The 19039-nt window shown below is 66.5% G+C and carries 15 protein-coding genes; 12 read left to right on the top strand and 3 right to left on the bottom strand.

What is annotated here, in order from left to right; translation table 11 throughout:
• Nucleotides 1–85 precede the first annotated feature (85 nt).
• Nucleotides 86–484: a BlaI/MecI/CopY family transcriptional regulator gene (locus A5785_RS16560; protein ID WP_005206837.1), complete on the bottom strand. Its 399-nt coding sequence runs from the start codon at nt 482–484 to the stop codon at nt 86–88.
• A 253-nt stretch (nt 485–737) separates the two neighbouring features.
• On the opposite strand from A5785_RS16560, the gene A5785_RS16555 reads away from it, so the two are divergent.
• From A5785_RS16555 to A5785_RS16520, 8 genes are all read left to right on the top strand, one after another.
• A complete protein-coding gene (locus A5785_RS16555; RefSeq protein WP_064867664.1) occupies nt 738–1169 on the top strand; it encodes a PaaI family thioesterase in 432 nt (143 codons plus the stop codon).
• A complete protein-coding gene (locus A5785_RS16550; RefSeq protein WP_064867663.1) occupies nt 1166–2413 on the top strand; it encodes a DUF6986 family protein in 1248 nt (415 codons plus the stop codon). Before A5785_RS16555 ends, A5785_RS16550 begins: the two co-directional genes overlap by 4 nt.
• Nucleotides 2414–2509: 96 nt before the next feature.
• A complete protein-coding gene (locus tag A5785_RS16545; RefSeq protein WP_064867661.1) occupies nt 2510–2812 on the top strand; it encodes an urease subunit gamma in 303 nt (100 codons plus the stop codon).
• Between the two features lie 120 nt (nt 2813–2932).
• Complete coding sequence (locus A5785_RS16540; RefSeq protein WP_064867659.1) at nt 2933–3262, top strand: urease subunit beta; 330 nt, start codon at nt 2933–2935, stop codon at nt 3260–3262.
• Nucleotide 3263: 1 nt separating this feature from the next.
• The gene (locus tag A5785_RS16535) at nt 3264–4982 is read left to right on the top strand and encodes an urease subunit alpha (RefSeq protein ID WP_064867657.1); all 1719 of its coding nucleotides are present in this window, start codon (nt 3264–3266) and stop codon (nt 4980–4982) included.
• Nucleotides 4983–5020: 38 nt separating this feature from the next.
• Nucleotides 5021–5689, top strand: coding sequence for an urease accessory protein UreF (locus tag A5785_RS16530; RefSeq protein ID WP_064867655.1), 669 nt, complete (start codon nt 5021–5023; stop codon nt 5687–5689).
• 77 nt (nt 5690–5766) lie between these two features.
• Nucleotides 5767–6453 (top strand): urease accessory protein UreG, encoded by a 687-nt coding sequence (gene ureG / locus A5785_RS16525; protein WP_064867653.1) that lies wholly within the window; start codon nt 5767–5769, stop codon nt 6451–6453.
• A complete protein-coding gene (locus tag A5785_RS16520) occupies nt 6453–7160 on the top strand; it encodes an urease accessory protein UreD (protein WP_064867651.1) in 708 nt (235 codons plus the stop codon). The genes ureG and A5785_RS16520 overlap by 1 nt, the downstream gene beginning before the upstream one ends.
• 25 nt (nt 7161–7185) lie before the next feature.
• On the opposite strand, the gene A5785_RS16515 is transcribed toward A5785_RS16520, so the two are convergent.
• Nucleotides 7186–8646: an NAD(P)/FAD-dependent oxidoreductase gene (locus A5785_RS16515; protein WP_064867856.1), complete on the bottom strand. Its 1461-nt coding sequence runs from the start codon at nt 8644–8646 to the stop codon at nt 7186–7188.
• Between the two features lie 175 nt (nt 8647–8821).
• Nucleotides 8822–9439 (bottom strand): GNAT family N-acetyltransferase, encoded by a 618-nt coding sequence (locus A5785_RS16510; protein ID WP_064867649.1) that lies wholly within the window; start codon nt 9437–9439, stop codon nt 8822–8824.
• A gap of 233 nt (nt 9440–9672) precedes the next feature.
• Here A5785_RS16510 and A5785_RS16505 point away from each other — a divergent pair, with 233 nt between their 5' ends.
• From A5785_RS16505 to recD, 4 genes are read left to right on the top strand one after another with little or no spacing between them, the layout of a single operon-like run.
• Nucleotides 9673–10167 (top strand): acyl-CoA thioesterase, encoded by a 495-nt coding sequence (locus A5785_RS16505; protein WP_231894218.1) that lies wholly within the window; start codon nt 9673–9675, stop codon nt 10165–10167.
• Between the two features lie 18 nt (nt 10168–10185).
• Nucleotides 10186–13689: an exodeoxyribonuclease V subunit gamma gene (gene recC, locus A5785_RS16500; protein WP_064867647.1), complete on the top strand. Its 3504-nt coding sequence runs from the start codon at nt 10186–10188 to the stop codon at nt 13687–13689.
• Complete coding sequence (locus A5785_RS16495) at nt 13686–17171, top strand: UvrD-helicase domain-containing protein (protein ID WP_064867645.1); 3486 nt, start codon at nt 13686–13688, stop codon at nt 17169–17171. Before recC ends, A5785_RS16495 begins: the two co-directional genes overlap by 4 nt.
• Nucleotides 17168–19039 carry an exodeoxyribonuclease V subunit alpha gene (gene recD / locus A5785_RS16490; protein WP_197494593.1) on the top strand — a complete coding sequence of 624 codons (1872 nt, stop codon included), beginning with the start codon at nt 17168–17170 and terminating at the stop codon, nt 19037–19039. The genes A5785_RS16495 and recD overlap by 4 nt, the downstream gene beginning before the upstream one ends.

Here is a 19039-nt window from a genome sequence, read left to right as displayed (position 1 = left end):
GCGGTGGGCTGTATAGCAGGGTGAATCAGTCGTGCAAGTAAATACATAGAACGAAAGCGAGTGAATCAACGGTACTAAAGCGAATCTAGCTGGTCTCTTGAGTACCGCGGGCTGCTTCGAGCTCATCGAGCGCACGACGCAGCGCGGCGGCTTCGTCGGCGCCTACTCGACCGACAAAGCTGACGAGGGCCGCGTGCCGAGAGCCGGGGGCATGCGCTTCGCTGAGCGCATCGACCATCAATGACGCCACGAGGTCTTCGCGTGGATGGGTGGGGACGTACTTGTGGGCTCGGTCCTCGCGGATCTGCGTGACCAGGTTCTTCTTCGCCAGACGCTGCAGCACGGTCATCACCGTGGTGTAGGCCAGGGAGCGGTCGCGGGATAGATCCGCGTGGACCTGGCGAACCGTCTGAGGTGTGGGACTCTCCCAAAGGGAGTCCATCACCGCACGCTCCAGATCGCCCAATCCGTTCATCTTTCGCATTTTACTGCCGTTTCCTCTACTTGCTCGACGCCGGGGCCAACTTGCCTCGCGGGGTGCCTTGACAATGTTGGTAAGGCTAGCCTACGTTAATCACAACGTCGGACCGCGCGAGAGTCCTGAGGGCTGCAGAGACCCCCGGTCCACGTCGCGGTAAGCCCCACATCCCCAACGGGATGTGGGGCTTACTGGTTCCCGGGGAAGGGCCACAGGGCCAGCGATGCCCGGTCACGTGAGTCGTGACACTCTTGTTCGCATGACTGTTGACGACACGGACGATTTCTCGAAGTTCGCGGGTAAGGGTCTCGACGCCCTGCTCGGCCTGCAGATCACCGACATCGACGACGACGGCGCGGTCACCGCGACCTTGGAGATCGATTCGCGACATCATCAGCCGTTCGGCATCGTGCACGGCGGCATCTACTGCGCAATCGCCGAGAGCGTTGCCAGCACCAGTGGCTTCGTGTGGCTGTCCAAGCAGGGGCCGGGTCAGACCGCGGTCGGCGTGAACAACAACACCGACTTCCTCCGTTCGGTCAGCAGTGGCGTCGTCACCGCCACGTCGTCCCCGATCCACCGCGGACGCCGGCAGCAGCTCTGGCGTGTCGAGATGTCCGACGACGCCGGTCGCCTGCTGGCCACGTCGCAGGTGCGTCTCCAGAACATCGACATGCCTGCGGGCGCGTGACCTCGCGGCACACGTTGGGCGCCGACGTCCGGCGCTCGGTAGAAGAGCTCCTTGCGCCGGTCGACGACGATCTCGCGGCGCACTACCCCGGCGATCGTGCTGATCCGCAGCCGGTGCACACCGTCTACGTGAGCGCGGCAGACGTCGACGAACAGACGCCGCGATCGTGGGGTGACGAGGCGCTCCGGATCGCCGACGCCGCGTCGGCTGTCCTCGGCGAACTCGCGGACGACGACGTGGTCGGAATCGTGCTCGAGCGGTTACGAACCAACCCGATCGAGGATCTGCGGATCGATCTCGAAGACGGTTACGGATGGCGTCCGGACGCCACCGAGGATGCCGACGCCCGTCGGGCAGGCGAGACCCTCGCCGCCTGGACTCGCCAACGACCCCACGCACCTCGATCCGCGGGTTTGCGGGCCAAGGGACTCGGAGTCGTCGAGCGCAGCCGCGGTCTGCGCACGCTTGAACTGGTCCTCGACGCCGCGGGTGGGATCCCCGACGGTTTCGTGTTCACCGTGCCGAAGCTGCGCGACGTGCGGCAGGTCGACGCCGTGAATCTGCTGTGTGCCGAGTTCGAGCGCGTCCACGGCGTGCCTCCCGGCTCGTTGCGATACGAACTGCAAATCGAGATCCCGCAGGCGATCCTCGGCCAAGACGGTCGCGCAACGGTTGCCGAAGCGGTGCATCGGGGCGCCCCGCGGCTGAGCGGTCTGCACTACGGCACCTACGACTACAGCGCAGCATGCGGAATCGTCTCGGCGCAGCAGTCTCTCGCGCATCCGGTCGCCGATCACGCCAAGAACGTCATGCAGGCCGCGGCCGCGCAGACCGGCGTCTGGCTCAGTGACGGCTCGACTCAGGTCATGCCGACCGGCGACGACGCCCAGGTCGCGGCGGCGTTGCGGCGTCACCACTCGCTGGTGCTGCGGTCACTCGAGCGCGGCTACTACCAGGGATGGGATATGCATCCGGGGCATCTGATCACCCGATGGGCCGCGGTCACCGGGTTCTACCGGTCGGCGATGCCGACCGCGGTGACTCGACTGCAGAGCTATTTCGAGCGACGCGGCGGCGACGTCGTCGACGAGCCGGCCACCGCGATGTCGTTGGCGCTGGTCGTCGGCCGGGGGTTGGCGGCAGGCGCGTTTACCGAGGACGAGGTCACCGCGATCGCGCCGCAGTGCACCTCGACCCGCCTCGCGCAGTTGCGCGCCACCGGCGGTGCACTCGTCGACGAGTGATGGCGCTTCGACGCGCCGCGGCGCAGCGCGCGTGGCAGGATGACCACACCAGCAGTGGGGTGTGTCGACCCCGGATCGTCGTGAAGAGGGGTTCAGGTGCGGCTGTCGCCACATGAACAAGAACGGTTGCTCATCTCCTACGCCGCGGAACTGGCGCGGCGCAGGCAGGGGAGGGGTCTGAAGTTGAACCACCCCGAGGCCGTCGCGCTGATCACCGATCACGTACTCGAGGGTGCGCGGGACGGACGCAGTGTCGCCGAACTCATGGCATCCGGTCGTGAGGTCCTTGCTCGCGACGACGTGATGGACGGTGTGCCCGAGATGCTGCACGACGTCCAGGTGGAGGCAACGTTCCCGGACGGAACGAAACTCGTCACCGTGCATCATCCGATCGGGTGATGCTGATGAGCCACCGGGACCTTGTAGCGCAAAAGCCAACGGCGACAACGTATTCCATGTTCGTCATCCCGCGTACCGGCGTGTCGGCGACACCGCGCGGCTGCCAGAACGAGAGGTGTCATGTCTGACGACAGTCCCGCGGTGATCCCCGGCGAGGTGATCGCCGCACCGGGAACCATCGAACTCAACGCAGGAGCCGACCCCGTGACGTTGACCGTCGTGAACTCGGGTGATCGGCCCGTCCAGGTCGGTAGCCATGTGCACTTCCCCCAAGCCAATTCGGCGCTCGATTTCGACAGGGCCGCCGCGCGGGGCCGTCGACTCGACATCGCCGCAGGTACCGCGGTTCGCTTCGAACCCGGCATCGAGATGACCGTGACGCTCGTACCCCTCGGCGGAACCCGTGAGGTATACGGGATTTCGCTGGACGCGCCGGGAAAGGTCGACTGACATGGCAATTCTGGGACGCGACCGCTACGCACAACTCTTCGGTCCGACGACCGGTGACCGAATTCGCCTCGCCGACACCGACTTGCTCATCGAGGTGACCGAAGATCGTTCCGGCGGACCGGGTCTCGCCGGCGACGAAGCGGTATTCGGTGGCGGCAAGGTGATCCGCGAGTCGATGGGACAGAGTCGCGCCACCCGCGCCGACGGTGCTCCCGACACCGTCATCACCGGTGTGGTCATCCTCGATCACTGGGGAATCATCAAGGCAGACGTCGGTATTCGCGACGGACGGATCATCGCGCTGGGCAAGGCGGGCAACCCGGACACCATGGACGGCGTTCATCCCGAGCTGGTGATCGGCGCCTCCACCGAGATCATCGCGGGAAACGGCAAAATCCTCACCGCGGGCGCCATCGACTGCCACGTCCACTTCATCTGCCCACAGATCATGGACGAGGCGCTCGGCAACGGCATCACCACGCTGATCGGCGGCGGCACGGGTCCGGCCGAGGGGAGTAAGGCGACCACGGTGTCGCCCGGCTCGTGGCACCTCGCGTCGATGCTCGCCGCGACCGACGGCTGGCCGATGAACATCGCGCTGCTCGGCAAGGGCAACACGGTGAGCGCCGAGGCGATGCACGAACAGATCCGCGCAGGTGCGTCGGGCTTCAAACTGCACGAGGACTGGGGGAGTACGCCCGCCGCGATCGACGCGTGCCTGCGCGTCGCCGACGAGACCGGTGTGCAGGTCGCCCTGCACTCGGACACGCTCAACGAGGCAGGCTTCGTCGAGTCGACGCTCGGTGCGATCGCCGGACGCAGCATTCACGCGTATCACACCGAAGGTGCCGGAGGTGGGCACGCGCCCGACATCATCACGGTCGCCTCGGTTCCCAATGTGCTTCCGAGTTCGACGAATCCGACGCGTCCGCACACCGTCAACACGCTCGACGAGCATCTCGACATGCTGATGGTCTGCCACCACCTCAATCCGACGGTGCCCGAAGACCTCGCGTTCGCCGAGAGCCGTATCCGACCGTCGACGATCGCCGCGGAGGATCTGCTCCATGATCTGGGTGCGATCTCGATGATCGGTTCGGATTCGCAGGCGATGGGTCGCATCGGTGAGGTGGTGTTGCGTACCTGGCAGACCGCGCATGTGATGAAGCGCAAACGCGGATCACTGCCGGGCGACGGCGCCGCCGACAACAATCGCGCGCAGCGCTACATCGCCAAGTACACGATCTGCCCGGCCGTCGCGCATGGGTTCGACTCCGAGATCGGGTCGGTGGAAACGGGCAAGCTCGCCGACCTCGTGCTCTGGGATCCCGCATTCTTCGGCGTCCGACCAGATCTCGTCATCAAGGGTGGCGCGATCGCGTGGGCACAGATGGGCGACGCGAACGCGTCCATCCCCACACCGCAGCCGGTGTTGCCGCGTCCGATGTTCGGGGCGAGCGCACCGTTGGCTGCCGCGACGTCGATTAGTTTCGTCGCACCGGGCTGCGATCCCGACCTCGCCGAGCGCATCGGTGTGCGACGCACACTCGTGCCGGTCACCGACACTCGCGGAATCGGAAAAGCCGACATGACCAACAACGACGCCCGGCCGGAGATCACTGTCGACCCGGACACGTTCACCGTCACCGTCGACGGCGAGGTGTGGGATGCGCCGCCGGTCACCGAACTGCCCATGGCGCAACGCTATTTCCTGTTCTGAGTTGCCCATGCTCCCGCCCCGATCTCGAGAACCGCACCATGACCCCACCTGAGAAACCATCGCGCTACGCGGGCGCGCCGCTGGCAATGATGTTGTCGCTGGCCGATTCCCGGCTGCCTGTCGGCGGGCACGTGCACTCGGGCGGCGTCGAACAGGCCATCGCCGACGGCTTTATCCGTGGGGTCAGTGATCTCGCGTCTTTCCTGCATCGACGTGTCACCACGAGCGGTTTGGTTGCCGCGTCCATCGCGGCGGCCGTCGCCGACGGCAGCATCGACGTTGCGCGTGCGCTGCAGGAAACCGACGCACGCACGCCGTCGGCGGCCGCACGCAAAGCGTCGATCGCTCAGGGCCGTGGCATGCTCCGATTGGCCAAACGTATGTGGCCGGAACGTGATTGGTCGTCGCACATGCCGACGACGCATCTGCCGGTCATCAGTGGAGCGGTGGGGGCGGCAAGCGCACTGTCGGGATTCCACACCGCCCTGGTACTCGTCTACACGACGATGAGCGGCTCGGCGACGGCCGGCCAGCGACTCCTCGCGCTCGACCCCGCCGACGTCGCGCTCATGATCGCCGACCTCGGTCCCGAGTGCGAACGTGTCGCGGCGTCGGCGGCGGTGGGTCTCGCTGATCTCTCCGATCCGGTTCTCGACGTCTTCGCCGAACGCCATGAGCGACAACCCATGCCCCTGTTCATGTCCTGACGTTGTCGTTCACCTCGCGACGTAGCGTTAAGTCACGTAGACCACCCCGCACTGTCCACAATCCCGAAAGGATCACCATGCCACCGCATCTCATCGACGGAGAGCCGCACAGCCACGATCATGACCGTCCGCGACGTCACCGCGAGCCGGGCGAGGCATTGCGGATCGGTGTCGGCGGACCTGTCGGATCGGGTAAGACGGCTTTGGTCGCAGCGCTGTGCCGCCAGCTTCGCGAGGAACTCTCCGTCGCGGTTCTGACCAACGACATCTACACCACCGAGGATGCAGACTTCTTGCGGCGCAACGCTGTTCTGCCCGACGAGCGCATCACGGCTGTGCAGACGGGTGGTTGTCCGCACACCGCGATCCGCGATGACATCACCGCGAATCTCGACGCGATCGACGACCTGGTCGCGGCGAATCCACCGCTCGACCTGATTCTCGTCGAATCCGGTGGCGACAACCTCACCGCCACCTTCTCGACCGGCCTGATCGACGTGCAGATCTTCGTGATCGACGTCGCCGGTGGCGACAAGGTCCCGCGCAAGGGCGGACCGGGCGTCACCTTCTCGGATCTGCTGGTGATCAACAAGACCGACCTCGCCGAGCGGGTCAATGCCGATCTCGACGTCATGCGCCGCGATGCCGCGAAGGTCCGCGACGACCGGCCGACCGCGATGATCTCGTTGACCGACGACCCGGCCGCCACCGACGTCTTGGCGTGGGTTCGCGCACAACTCGCGGCGCCCGTGGCGACGGGGTAATGCGTACCAGGGTCGAGATCGTCGTCGAGCCCGGTCGGCGTTTCCGACACCGGGCATCCGGTGGGTTGGCCGTACGCCAAACCGGTTCGCAGGCAGCACATCTCATCGGAACGGCAGCTACGCCGCTCGGTGGGGACGACATCGAGGTGCGTGTGATCGTCGAAGCGGGCGCCCACCTCGACCTCGGCAGTGTTGCTGCGACCATCGCCCTGCCGTCGACCCGGCGCGTCGACTCGACGATGTCGTGGTACATCGAACTCGGGCCAGGTGCCCGGTTACATCTGCATCCGGAGCCGACTGTCGTCGCGGCCGGTGCTGATCATCGGTCGGAGATCGTGGTCGCGATGTCAGACGATGCGATCCTCACGCTCTCCGAAGACGTGCAGATCGGACGTTCCGCGGAACTCGGCGACAAGGACGCCGGCGGGCGTTGGGAGGGCGGACTGCATGTCGATGTCGGTGACGTTCCCGCGCTGCGACACCGGGTGGCGCTGGGTGTCGGCTCAACCGCGCATCAGTCCGGCCTTCGCGCGACCAGCAGCGTCTTCCGCTACCCGGACACGCGCGCCGATCAGGTCGACCCGGAGGCTTTCGCCGCCCGCCTGGGCCTGGCATCGGGCGGGTCGCTCGCCACCGCACTCGGAGCGACCGTCGCACAGACACGGCGCCTCGTCGACGAGATGGAACTCGCGACGATGGCGCCGTGACCTGTACTGGAAGTCGAGCAGGCGGTCAGCTCGCCTTGGTGTCGGTTTTCTTCTCGACCTCTGCGTCGGCCTCTGGTGTCGTTGCGTCTGCCCCGACCGATTCGCCCTCGACCTCGTAGATGGGCTTGTTCTCGAGTTCGGAGAGATGCCCGATGGCGGTGCGGGCGTAGACCTGCTGTTCGGTCACCGCGAGCTGGGTGCGCCCACGGGTGCTGAACGCGAAGAACCAGTTGATCAGCGTGTTGAGGCGGTTGCGGAAGCCGACCAGATAGACCAGGTGCAGGGCCAACCAGCCCACCCACGCGAAGTATCCCTCGGTCTCGAACCGCTTGTCTGTTCCCGGGATCGGCACCGACATCACCGCTGAGAACCGCGACACCGTCGCCATCGAACCCTTGTCGTGGTACGAGAACGGCTTTCGCTGCTGCGGGGTCTGACCCTTGAGTCCGTTCTTGATGCAGTCGGCCGCGTACCGACCGCCCTGAATCGCGCCCTGCGCCATGCCGGGCACACCCTCGACGGACATCATGTCGCCGACGACGAAGACGTCGGGGTAGCCGGGGATCGACAGGTCGGCGAGCACCTTGACGCGCCCCGCGCGGTCGAGCTCGACGCCCGACTGCTCTGCGAGCTGCTTGCCGAGCGGGCTCGCCTGAACACCGGCAGACCACACCTTGCACTGCGACTCGATTCGACGCGTGGTGCCGTCCTTCTCCTTCACCACGAGACCGTCGTAGTCGACGTCGACAACCATTGCGTTGAGCTGGATCTCGACGCCGAGCTTCTCGAGGCGCTTGGCGGCCTTCGTCCCGAGCTTCGGTCCCATCGGCGGCAGAACCGCGGGCGCGGCGTCGAGCAGGATCACCCTCGCCTGAGTGGGGTCGATGTTGCGGAAGGTGCCCTTGAGGGTCTTGTCGCTCATCTCGGCGATCTGCCCTGCGAGCTCGACACCCGTAGGTCCGGCACCGACGACCACGAACGTGAGCAACTTGTCGCGCTCGGCAGGGTCGTCGGACAGTTCTGCCTGCTCGAACGCGCCGAGAATACGACCGCGAAGTTCGAGGGCGTCGTCGATGGTCTTCATGCCGGGAGCGAACTCGGCGAACCGGTCGTTGCCGAAGTACGACTGATCGGCGCCCGCAGCGATGATGAGTTTGTCGAAGGGGGTCTCGGTCACTCGCTCGAGCAGACGTGACTTGACGACCTTGTTCTTGAGATCGATCTCGAACACGTCGCCCATGAGGACGGCGGTGTTGTTCTGCTTGCGCAGGACGACCCGGGTGGCCGGAGCGATCTCACCCTCGGCGACGATTCCCGTCGCGACCTGATAGAGCATGGGCTGGAAAAGATGGTGCGTGGTCTTGGCAATCAACGTGACGTCGACGTCGGCCTTGCGGAGTCGCTGCGCGGCGAACAATCCGCCGAATCCCGAGCCGATAATGACAACACGAGGACGGGCGGGGGCTGTCGGAGCGGGGCTGCTCATGATCGAGAACATCTCCTTCGCGCATTGCAGGAACGACGCGCAGGGCGCGCGTACATCTCAACGGTAGTCAATGATCAGTCGTAGGTCGCGGTGAGCCTTCGGTTGACGCCGAACTGCTCGCGCGGCGGTGTTGCGGACGCATCACCGCCGTCACGTACGGCACGGCACCCCAGCGTCACGCGGGCAGGTTCAGCACCTGGTGTCGGCGCGCGTCGGCGCCCATGACCAGTGCTTCCCAATGGTGTCTGAGCAGCTCGTATTCGAGTTCTCCCAGGTTCTCACGATTCCCGTGACCATGTGCGGGCTGCCTGTCGACGAGATCGCCGCCCGCCCGAACGCCTGACACCCGCATCCCGAGCTTTTCCATCACTCGTCGCGACGAGGAATTGCGCAGAGTGGTGCTCGCGAAAACACGCTCGGTGTGCAGTTCGTCGAATGCGAGTCCGACGACGGCGCGGGCCGCCTCGGTGGCGAGTCCACGGCCCCACGTCTCGCGGCACAGCCGATAGCTCAGTTCCATCTCCGAACGCTGACTGTGGCGCGGCGCACGGAGGAGTACCCAGCCGAGAAATGCCTGATAGCGCTGGTCGATGGCGATCCACATCCCACCCCGACCGGTGCGCAGTTCGGCCCGAGCGCGGGGGATGACCCAGTCGGAGATCTCGGCACGCGGCGTCGGGCGTCCGCCCGAGACAAACCGCATGACCTCGGGATCGGAGTCGAGAAACACGAGCGCATCGACGTCGGTCGCGTCGACCGGTCGCAGCCGTAGACGGCGAGTCTCAACGTTCACACATCCCCCAAGAAAACCGAGCGTGCCGGGCGGTCATGGCCCCCTGCAAGTCTCTCCCCGGTCACGGAGTCTACGTAGTCTCCGCCCGGACCGGGTCAGATCGTCGCGGTGTGTCGTGCGTGTCTTCGACACGGTAGGTGGCGCGCGTCTTCGACACGGGTGTCGTGCGTGAGTGTGTAGTTGTCGACGACGCCGTGCCGCCGATGTCGGTTCCGCCGGATAGGCTGCGGAGCGTGTCAGATACCACTGTCCCGATCGTCGCCGGCGAGCCCGCCGCGTCCGTTGGCCCCGGTCCGGTGTCGCCGTCGGGCGCAACCACAGTGTCCCTACAGTTGCGCTGGGGCGACATGGATGTCAACAAGCATGTCAACAACGTGCAGTTCGCCAGGCTCTTCGAAGAAAGTCGTGTGCGCACGTTCGCGGAGTGGTTCGAGGGCAAGTCGGTGGTGCTACCGATTCTGGTCGCGCGTCAGGTCATCGAGTTCCGCGCAGTCCTCGAGTACTCGTTCGACCCGGTCACCATCACCACCGGCGTCTCGCGGATCGGACGGACGTCGTACACACTGACGGCCGTCCTGGCCGATCCGTCCGGTCTCGTCTGTGCCGTCGCCGAGACAACGCTCGTCGCGATCGACCCCAGTACTTCTCGCCCGCGACCCATCTCCGACGACGGCCGCGCCATCCTTGAATCGCATCGCATCGAGCCGCAGCCGATGCACACGAACTGACCGAGGTCGGAACACCACGTGCTGAGCCTCCACCGCGCAGAACGCAGCGACACCCTCGCCGACGCACTCGCCGACGTCCTGCGGACCCCGCTTGCCGATCCGATGGCAACCGAGATCGTCGCGGTGCCTGCGCGCGGCGTCGAACGATGGCTGACCCAACACCTCGCGACCACGCTGGGTGCCGATGCGGGCCGCACCGACGGGATCGCCGCGAACATCGACTTCTCGTCGCCGGCCGCCTTGAGCGAAGCCGTCGTGGATGCCGTCCGTACAACGCCGCGTTCGCACGCGGGACCGTACGGTCGTCACGACCCCTGGGAACCAGCACGAATGGTGTGGCAGGTCCTCGCCGTCCTCGACGAGAACATCGACGATCCGGCACTCGACATCATTGCGCGACATATCGGTTCGGGTCGCTCCGCGACGGCAGGTCCGGGTCGCTCCGCGACGGCAGGTTCGGGTCGCTCCGCGACGGCAGGTTCGGGTCGCTCCGCGACGGCAGGCGACAGTGACCTACGGATCGGCCGACGCTTCGCCACCGCTCGCCATCTCGCCGACCTCTTCGATCGGTACGGGCGCCAGCGCCCCGCAATGCTTGTCGAATGGGCCAACGGCCACGACACCGACGGATCCGGGGCGGCACTCGCATCGGACATGAAGTGGCAGGCCCGATTCTGGCGGGCGGTACACGCGCGGATCGGCGTCGACCATCCCGCGCTTCTGCTCGACGACGTGTGCGCACGCGTCCGCTCTGACCCCGATGCCGTCGACCTCCCCGAACGCATCAGTGTCTTCGGTGCGACTCGAGTGACCGAATCATTCCGACAAATACTGTCTGCACTCGCACGCCATCGCGATGTGCACCTGTTTCTGCCGCACCCGTCGCCTGCGCTGTGGGCATCGGTGGCGCGCGCCGATACACAGGCGGGCTCCGAAACCGTCGATCAGGTGCGTCGCGCCGACCGGCCGATCCCCGCGATCGATCATCCGCTGCTAGCCGGGCTGTCGCGCGATGTCCAGGAACTCCAGCAACGCATCGCCCCTATCGTCGACAGCGACATCTATCACGAGTCTCGAGTCCAACAGTCTCGAGCCGGGGCGGGCGTCGACTCGACACGTCTGCTGCCGCGCCTGCAGGCCGACCTGCGCGACGACACCGTGCACCCGACCACGGCGCCGGCCGACTCGTCGCTCGAGATACACGCGTGCCACGGTGCCGAGCGGCAGGTCGAGGTCATGCGCGACAGACTGCTGCACCTGTTCGCCGACGATTCGACGCTCGAACCGCGCGACGTCCTGATCATGTGTCCCGACGTCGAGTCGTTCGCGCCGCTCATCCGTGGTGCCTTCGGTCAATCCGGCCTCGACCACCCGGCGTTCAACCTCCGGGTGCGCCTGGCCGACCGCGGTCCCCGTCAGGTGAACCCCGTCCTCGACGTGGTGGCGTCGATCGTCGAACTCGCTGCGAGTCGAGCAGCGGCAGGCGACATCGTCGACCTGTTGAGCCGTTCGCCGGTTCGGTCCCGGTTCGCGATGGACGACGACGATCTCGACATGATTCGGGAGTGGTTGGCGCACAGCAACATTCGCTGGGGTCTCGGAGAGAATGAACGCGCCCGATTCGGACTGTCCGGCTTCCGTCAGGGAACCTTCGCGAGCGGAGTCGATCGCATCGCTCTCGGAGCAGTCGCCGAGGAGGCCGACGGCGAATGGTTGGGCGCCGCGCTCCCGCTGGCAGGTGTGGAGAGTACCGAGATCGACTTGGCCGGCAGGTTCACGGAATTCGTCGACCGGCTCGCAGACCTCTTCGACCGCATGGGAGGTCGTTCCTCCCGTGCAGCGTGGCAACAGACGCTGATCGACGTCGTTGACCAGCTCACGCTGTCCGATCCGGGCGAGGAATGGCAACGGGCACAGGCGGTCCGGGCGATAACGGACGCTCTTGACGCCGATGAGTCCGATTCGCAGCATCTGCTGCTCGCCGACATCCGTGACCTGATGGCCGGGGTGGTGGCGGGGAGACCGACGCGCGCCAACTTCCGGACCGGCGAACTGACCGTCTGCACCATGGTGCCGATGCGTTCGGTGCCACACCGTGTGATCGTGCTCCTCGGAGTCGACGCCGACACTTTCCCACGCGCACAGCGCACCGATGGCGACGATGTCCTCGGCCGTGATCCGCTTGTCGGGGAACGGAATCCGCGCGACGAAGACAGGCAGCTGTTCCTCGATGCGATCGGCGCCGCCGGGGACTCGCTACTCGTGTTCTACAACGGAGCCGACCCGGTGAACGGAAGCCGCATCCCGCCCGCGGTGGTCGTCAGCGAACTCGCCGAGAGTGTCGCCACCTTGCGAGGACTCGACGACCCCTCCGACGTCGTCATCACCCACACCCTGCACGGATTCGATCGGTTGAATTTCACCCCCGGCGCGATCGGTTCGATTCCGACACCATTCAGCTTCGACGCCGAGTTGCTCGCGGGCGCACAGGCTCTCGACTCTGACGCGGTGCCGTCCGCGCGATTGTCCGACGCCGAGGTCGGCGATCTCGAACCCGCCGACATCGAGTTGCGCGACCTCGTAGCGTTCCTCGCGAATCCGATCGAGGGCTTCGTGCGTCAGCGACTCGGGGCACGAATGCCAGACGACGATCGGGCACACACCGACGAACTCGACGTAGAACTCGATGCTCTCGACAGGTGGGGCGTCGGCGACCGATTCCTACGACAGATGCTCGCGGGCGACGATCTCGTCACCTCTCAGGCAGCAGAGCTGCGACGTGGCAACCTGCCTCCATACGAGTTCGGGCGCCGTGAGTTGGTCGAGATCTCCGAAACGGTGTCACGTGTGTACGACGCGGTCGCCTCGGTACGCACGCAGCCGCCGGTCACCCGCGACGTCGTCGTCACCTTGCCCGACGGTCGTCGCGTCCACGGCAGCATCGCCGACATCGTCGAGAACTCGCCGTTCGGAACGACGATCGTCACCGCGACGTACTCTCGTGTGCGGGCCAAGCAGCGATTGACCGCGTGGCTGGGATTGCTGCTGCTCGCGGCGTCGGCCGCCGACGCGTCACCGCCGTCGGCGCTCGTCGTCGGCCGCGGCGGCGCGGGAGCGGTTGCCCAGTCCATGCTCACAGCTCCCGACGACGCACGCGCCGTGCTCAACGATCTCGTGCGGCTACGCGATCTCGGGTTGCGCTCGCCGCTTCCCCTGCCGCTCGAACCCGCGGAGGAGTACGCCACCAAGGTGTGCGCAGGCGTCCGTTCTGACGCGGCGGTGGAGACCGCACGACGCAGCTTCGACGGGATGTTCGGAGCGGGCACCGACACCTACCTGCGCTTCGTGTTCGGGGCCGACGTGACGTCGTCGGTCGCATTCGACGAGATCCTGCGGATGTCGACCTCCGACGACCCCCGGTGGGCCGGGCTGATCCTGCCCGGAGAGGCCGAGGCGCCGCTGTTCACCAGGCTCGCCCGCGCCCTCTGGAATCCACTCCTCGACCACGAGACGATGTCATGACCAAAGCGCGCACCATCCCCGACACGGGAAGACCTGGGTCCGAAACCGCCTCTGCACCACAGCCTTTCGACGTTGCAGCACCGTTGCCCGGCGGCACAACGGTCCTTGAGGCCAGCGCGGGGACAGGTAAGACGTATGCGATTGTCGGCGTCGCGGCTCGACAGATCGCCGACGGCCTGCCGATCGACAAGCTGCTGTTGGTCACGTTCAGTCGCTCGGCGAGTGCCGAACTGCGCGAGCGCATGCGCGCACGCCTCGCCGACCTCGTCGTCGCTCTCGACCCGGCGCGCGTGCACACCGATCGCGACGGCGACGACGATCCGGTGTTACGCACGGTGCTGACAGGTAGCCCCGACGAGATCGCCGCGCGCCGTGGACGTCTCATGCAGGCGCTCTCCGATTTCGACGCCTCGACGATCGCGACGACGCACACGTTCTGTAACCGGATGCTCGAAGCGCTGGGCTTCCTCGGCGAACGCGAACTGATCTACGACGTCGTCGAAGACACCGACGACATCGTCGAACAGACCGCGCTCGATCTGTACCTGTCGTCGTATGCGGGTGATGCCGATCGCCCGCCATTCTCCGTCGGCGAGGCGATGGCGATCGCGCGCGAGGCCGTCCGCAGCGCGGGGGTGCCGCTGGCGCCGCAACCCGACGACACCGCAGACACCACACCATCGGCCGCAACCCAGCGGGTGCGGTTCTGCGAGCGCGTGCGCAGCCGCGTCGAACGTCGCAAGCGCCTCGCGCGACTGCGGACCTACGACGACCTCCAGATGATTCTGTACCGGGTCGTCACCGACCCGGAGTTCGGTGAGGCGGCGTGCGAGCGCATCCGGGCGTCGTTCGAGTTGATCCTCGTCGACGAATTCCAGGACACCGACCCGTTCCAGTGGGAGATCCTGCGGCGCTGCTTTCACGGGCATCGACAACTGGTTCTCGTCGGCGATCCGAAGCAGTCGATCTACGCGTTCCGTGGTGCGGAGGTCCGCAGCTATCTGACGGCCGTCGACGTCGCCGATTCACTCCGTGCGCTCGACACGAATCACCGTTCCGACGCCGACCTCGTCACCGCGCTGGATCGGATCTACGGCGGCGCGAGCCTCGGTGATCGATCGATCACGGTGCACCCCGTTCGGGCCGCGCGGTCGGGGAGTCGGATCTCCGGTGCACCGGCTCTGCGCGTGCGCGCCCTGTCGCGAAGCGACTTCACCATCCGTGGAAAGAATGGATTCCCTCCGGTTGCCGACGTCCGGTCCGCGATCACGGCCGACGTCGCGAACGACATCGCCCGGCTCCTCGCCTCCGACGCCCGGCTCGACACCGGCGACGGACCACGCGCCGTCACCCCGGGCGACATCGCGATTCTCGTTCGCACGAACGGCACCATCGAGCCGCTGCAGCGAGCGCTGTCGGAACTCGGCATCGCCTCAGTCGTCGGCACCGGGACCAGCGTCTTCCGCACGATCGGTGCGCTGCACTGGTTGTGGGTGATCCGTGCGATCGAGCAACCGGCGCGTGCCGACCGCGTCCGACTTGCCGCGCTCACGCCTCTGATCGGTTGGGACGCAAGCGAACTCGCAGAGGCCTCCGACACCCGCCTCGCGGAGCTGTCGTCGATGTTCGCCGAACTGGGGCGAGTCTTCGCCGACGGTGGGTTCGCAGCCCTGTCTCAACGTCTCCTCGCAGCCGAGAACGTCGCTGGGCGTGTGCTTGGAATCGAGGACGGCGAACGCGCACTGACCGATCTGCTGCAGGTGGCGTCGCTGGTGAACAAGCACGTCGTCGAGAGCGAGTGCGGGCTGGCAGGCGTCGTGGAGTGGCTTGCGGATCGCATCGCCGATGAATCCCAGTGGCGGCGCCACGAGGATCAGACCAGACGTCTCGACCGCGACACCCATGTCGTGCAGATCATGACTGTGCACGCGAGCAAGGGACTGGAGTTCCCGATCGTGTACGTGCCGTTCGGTTGGGACGCCGCGCGGGTCTCGAAGCCGAAAACCTTTCGCTACCACGACGATGCCGGTCGCCGTCACCTCGACGTCGGTGGCGAGGGGACTCGCGGATGGGGTGAGCGGATCGCGCGTCGTAACGAGGAGGAAGCGGGCGAGGACCTCCGCCTGCTCTACGTCGCATTGACGCGCGCCTCGTCACAGGTTGTCATGCACTGGGCACCGTCGTTCAACACGTCGAAGGGTCCACTGCACCGATTATTGTTCGGACGCCAAGAACACGCAGGCGAGACGCGACGCGGCATCGCCGCCGAGACCGTACCGACCTCGGTGAACGTGCCGGACGACCACACGTGCGTGTCGACCCTGCGCGCGCTCGCAGCCGATCCGCCGGTGTCGATCAGTGTCGAGCACGCCGACGACTCGCCGGCACCGGTGTGGACACCGCCCGATGACGACGACAGCCGCCCCGAACTCGACGTCGCGCGGTTCACCCGCACGATCGACCAGCAGTGGCGTCGCACCTCGTACTCGGCCCTGATCGCCGGTGCCGCGCACCGACATCCGACCCTGACAACCGGCAGCGAACCCGAGGTCGGCTCCGCTGCCGACGGCGAGTTGATCACCGACGAGCCTGCCGATCCCGCCGACACTCTCGACTCCGGCGATCCCTATGCGGCAACGGATCCGGCAGCCGCACAGGCTTCGGCGCTTCCCGACGGAACACCGTCGCTGATGAACGGCATGCCATTCGGAGCGGCCTTCGGAACACTGGTCCACGAGGTGCTCGAATACGTCGACACCGCAGCACCCGACATCGACGACCATGTCCGCGAACTGTGTGCCACGTCCGCGACCAGGCACGCACTCGACGTCGACGTCGACGATCTCGCCGCCGCGCTACGAGCCGTACTGACAACCCCCTTGGCGTCGCTCGGAGGCACCCTGTGGTCGGTCAGGCCGCGAGATCGGCTGGCAGAGTTGGACTTCGAGTTCCCGCTCGGTAACGCGGCGTCGACGCCGTCCGCCGCGGCGGTCCTATCCGACGTCGCCGCCCTGATGAATCACCATCTCTCCGAAGAGGATCCGCTGCGCGCCTACGCCGAGTCGCTCGCCGAGATTCCGCCGCGCGCACTGCGCGGCTATCTCACCGGGAGTATCGACTCGGTGCTCCGCACATCCGACGGCCGATACGTCGTCGTCGACTACAAGACCAACCGGTTGCGTCCGGGCGAGCTGAGCGCTGAAGACTTCACCGCCGATGCGATGGCCGCGGAGATGATCGGCGCACACTATCCGTTGCAGGCACTGCTGTATTCCGTTGCGCTGCACCGCTATCTTCGCTGGCGACTACCCGGCTACAAGCCTGCCGAGCACCTAGGTCCGGTGCAATACCACTTCGTGCGCGGGATGGTGGGCGCCGACACCCCACCGGGTTGCGGTGTCTACGAATGGGACATCCCCACCGGGTTGGTCACCGAGTTGTCGGATCTACTCGCGGGCATCGAAGGAGGCGACGACCGGTGAGCACCGACAATCCCGGTGTGCTGTCCGTCGACGATGCGCGACGGGTTCGCGACGCTGACGGCATCCTCGCCGATGCAAACGCCGCAGGCCTTTTCGCTGCATCGGATCTGCACATCACCTCGCGCGTGGTCCGCATGTGCGGCGAGCCGGTGTCGGTCGCGGCTCAGGTTGCCACCGCACTCGCCGTGCGCTCGGTGCGTCTCGGGTCGACGTGTTTCGCGCTTGCCTCCGTCGACGATCTGCCGGGCGTGGGATCGCTCGCGCTTCCGAGTGCCGCCGAGATGCTCGCCGAACTGCGGGATTCTCCGCTGATCGTCGGCGCCCGCGGGTCCACACTGCAGCCCGTCGTGCTGATGGATTCAGACGACGGTCCGTTGATCTATCTCCGGAAGTACTTCCGCCAGGAGCAGTCGATCCGTGAGACGCTCGCCAACCGCGCGACCAGTGCGCCCGATGTCGATGCGGCCGCGGTGCGGGCGCAGGTCGAGCAGGTGTTCGCCGACAGCACCGCAGAGCCTCGGCAGCGCCTCGCGGCTGAGGTTGCCGCCTCGCACTGGACGTCGATTCTCGCCGGTGGGCCGGGAACGGGAAAGACGTACACGGTCGCGCGGATTCTTGCCGTTCTCGACAACCTTGCTGTTCTCGACAACGTCGCCGGAGGTGGCCTGCGCATCGGCATGTGCGCGCCGACCGGTCGAGCGGCAGCCCAGTTGCAGGCGTCGGTCGACCTTGACGGGACGTTGCCCACCTCGGTGCGGGCGGTGACCGTGCACAGCCTTCTCGGCTGGCGTCCGGGCTCGACGCCCCGCTACGGACGGGCCAACAAGCTGCCGCACGACGTGATCGTCGTCGACGAGACGTCGATGCTGTCGATGACCGCGATGAGCAGACTGCTCGACGCCGTCCGCTCAGACGCTCGGCTGATTCTCGTGGGCGATCCCCATCAGCTGGCCTCGGTGGAAGCGGGTGCAGTCCTTGCCGACCTCGTCGAGCGTGCGCCCGGCCCGCCACCCCCGTCGGCGTACCCGACGATGCCGCTCGACCCGTCGATCGAGTTGGACGCCGACGAATCGGCGCGTCTGAATGACGGAGTTGTCACGCTGCGTCGCGGGTTTCGATTCGGCGGTGAGATCTCCCGCGTGGCCGATGCGGTCAATCGTGGCGACGCGGATGCCGTCGTCGACCTGGTCACCTCGCCTGAGATCGCCGACGTACAGCTCGTCGCCCCCGACAACCTCGACTCCGTACGCGACGACATCGTCGCCTGGGGCAGGGCGCTGCACCGCGCGGCGCACACCGGAGACGTCGACGCCGCGTTGGCCGCGCTCGATTCGCACCGGGTTCTGTGCGCGCATCGTGAGGGGCTCTGGGGCGTTCGCGGTTGGCAACGACGCGTTGCCGACTGGCTGTCGGAGTCGCCGGGCCTTCCGCGGATCGAGCTCGACACGATGGTGTGGTCCGTGGGTGAGCCGCTGCTGGTGACGTCGAACGACCGACAGACCGGGACGTTCAACGGCGACTGCGGAGTGGTTGTCCGTACCGGTGACGAGACCGATCCCGACCGGGTGCAGGTCGCGTTCCGCCGCGGCGCGCAGGAGCGTCTGATCGCCCCGGTGCAACTGCCAGACGTCGCACCCGCGTACGCGATGACGATTCACCGCAGTCAGGGAAGCCAGTTCGGAGGTGTCACCATCGTGCTGCCGCCCGCGGGCTCAGAGCTGCTGACGCGTGAACTCCTCTACACCGCGATCACGAGGGCACGTACTCGCGTGCGGATCGTCGGAACGCGAGAAGTATTGGCCGAGGCCGTTACTCGCCGTGTTCATCGGGCAAGTGGATTGCGGTCGTCGGTCCGGGACTTGCCCTGA

Origin of the sequence: Gordonia sp. 852002-50395_SCH5434458 (assembly GCF_001665905.1) — a bacterium.
In the GTDB taxonomy this organism is placed as follows: domain Bacteria; phylum Actinomycetota; class Actinomycetes; order Mycobacteriales; family Mycobacteriaceae; genus Gordonia; species Gordonia jacobaea.
Note: the sequence above shows the minus strand (reverse complement) of the source record. Positions and strands in the feature narration are given on the sequence as shown.

What these genes read in the sequence shown, in the direction of transcription:
- A5785_RS16560 (WP_005206837.1), bottom strand. Translation starts at nt 484, where the DNA reads ATGCGAAAGATGAACGGATTGGGCGATCTGGAGCGTGCGGTGATGGAC.
- A5785_RS16555 (WP_064867664.1), top strand. Translation starts at nt 738, where the DNA reads ATGACTGTTGACGACACGGACGATTTCTCGAAGTTCGCGGGTAAGGGT.
- A5785_RS16540 (WP_064867659.1), top strand. Translation starts at nt 2,933, where the DNA reads ATGTCTGACGACAGTCCCGCGGTGATCCCCGGCGAGGTGATCGCCGCA.
- A5785_RS16535 (WP_064867657.1), top strand. Translation starts at nt 3,264, where the DNA reads ATGGCAATTCTGGGACGCGACCGCTACGCACAACTCTTCGGTCCGACG.
- A5785_RS16530 (WP_064867655.1), top strand. Translation starts at nt 5,021, where the DNA reads ATGACCCCACCTGAGAAACCATCGCGCTACGCGGGCGCGCCGCTGGCA.
- ureG (WP_064867653.1), top strand. Translation starts at nt 5,767, where the DNA reads ATGCCACCGCATCTCATCGACGGAGAGCCGCACAGCCACGATCATGAC.
- A5785_RS16520 (WP_064867651.1), top strand. Translation starts at nt 6,453, where the DNA reads ATGCGTACCAGGGTCGAGATCGTCGTCGAGCCCGGTCGGCGTTTCCGA.
- A5785_RS16515 (WP_064867856.1), bottom strand. Translation starts at nt 8,646, where the DNA reads ATGAGCAGCCCCGCTCCGACAGCCCCCGCCCGTCCTCGTGTTGTCATT.
- A5785_RS16495 (WP_064867645.1), top strand. Translation starts at nt 13,686, where the DNA reads ATGACCAAAGCGCGCACCATCCCCGACACGGGAAGACCTGGGTCCGAA.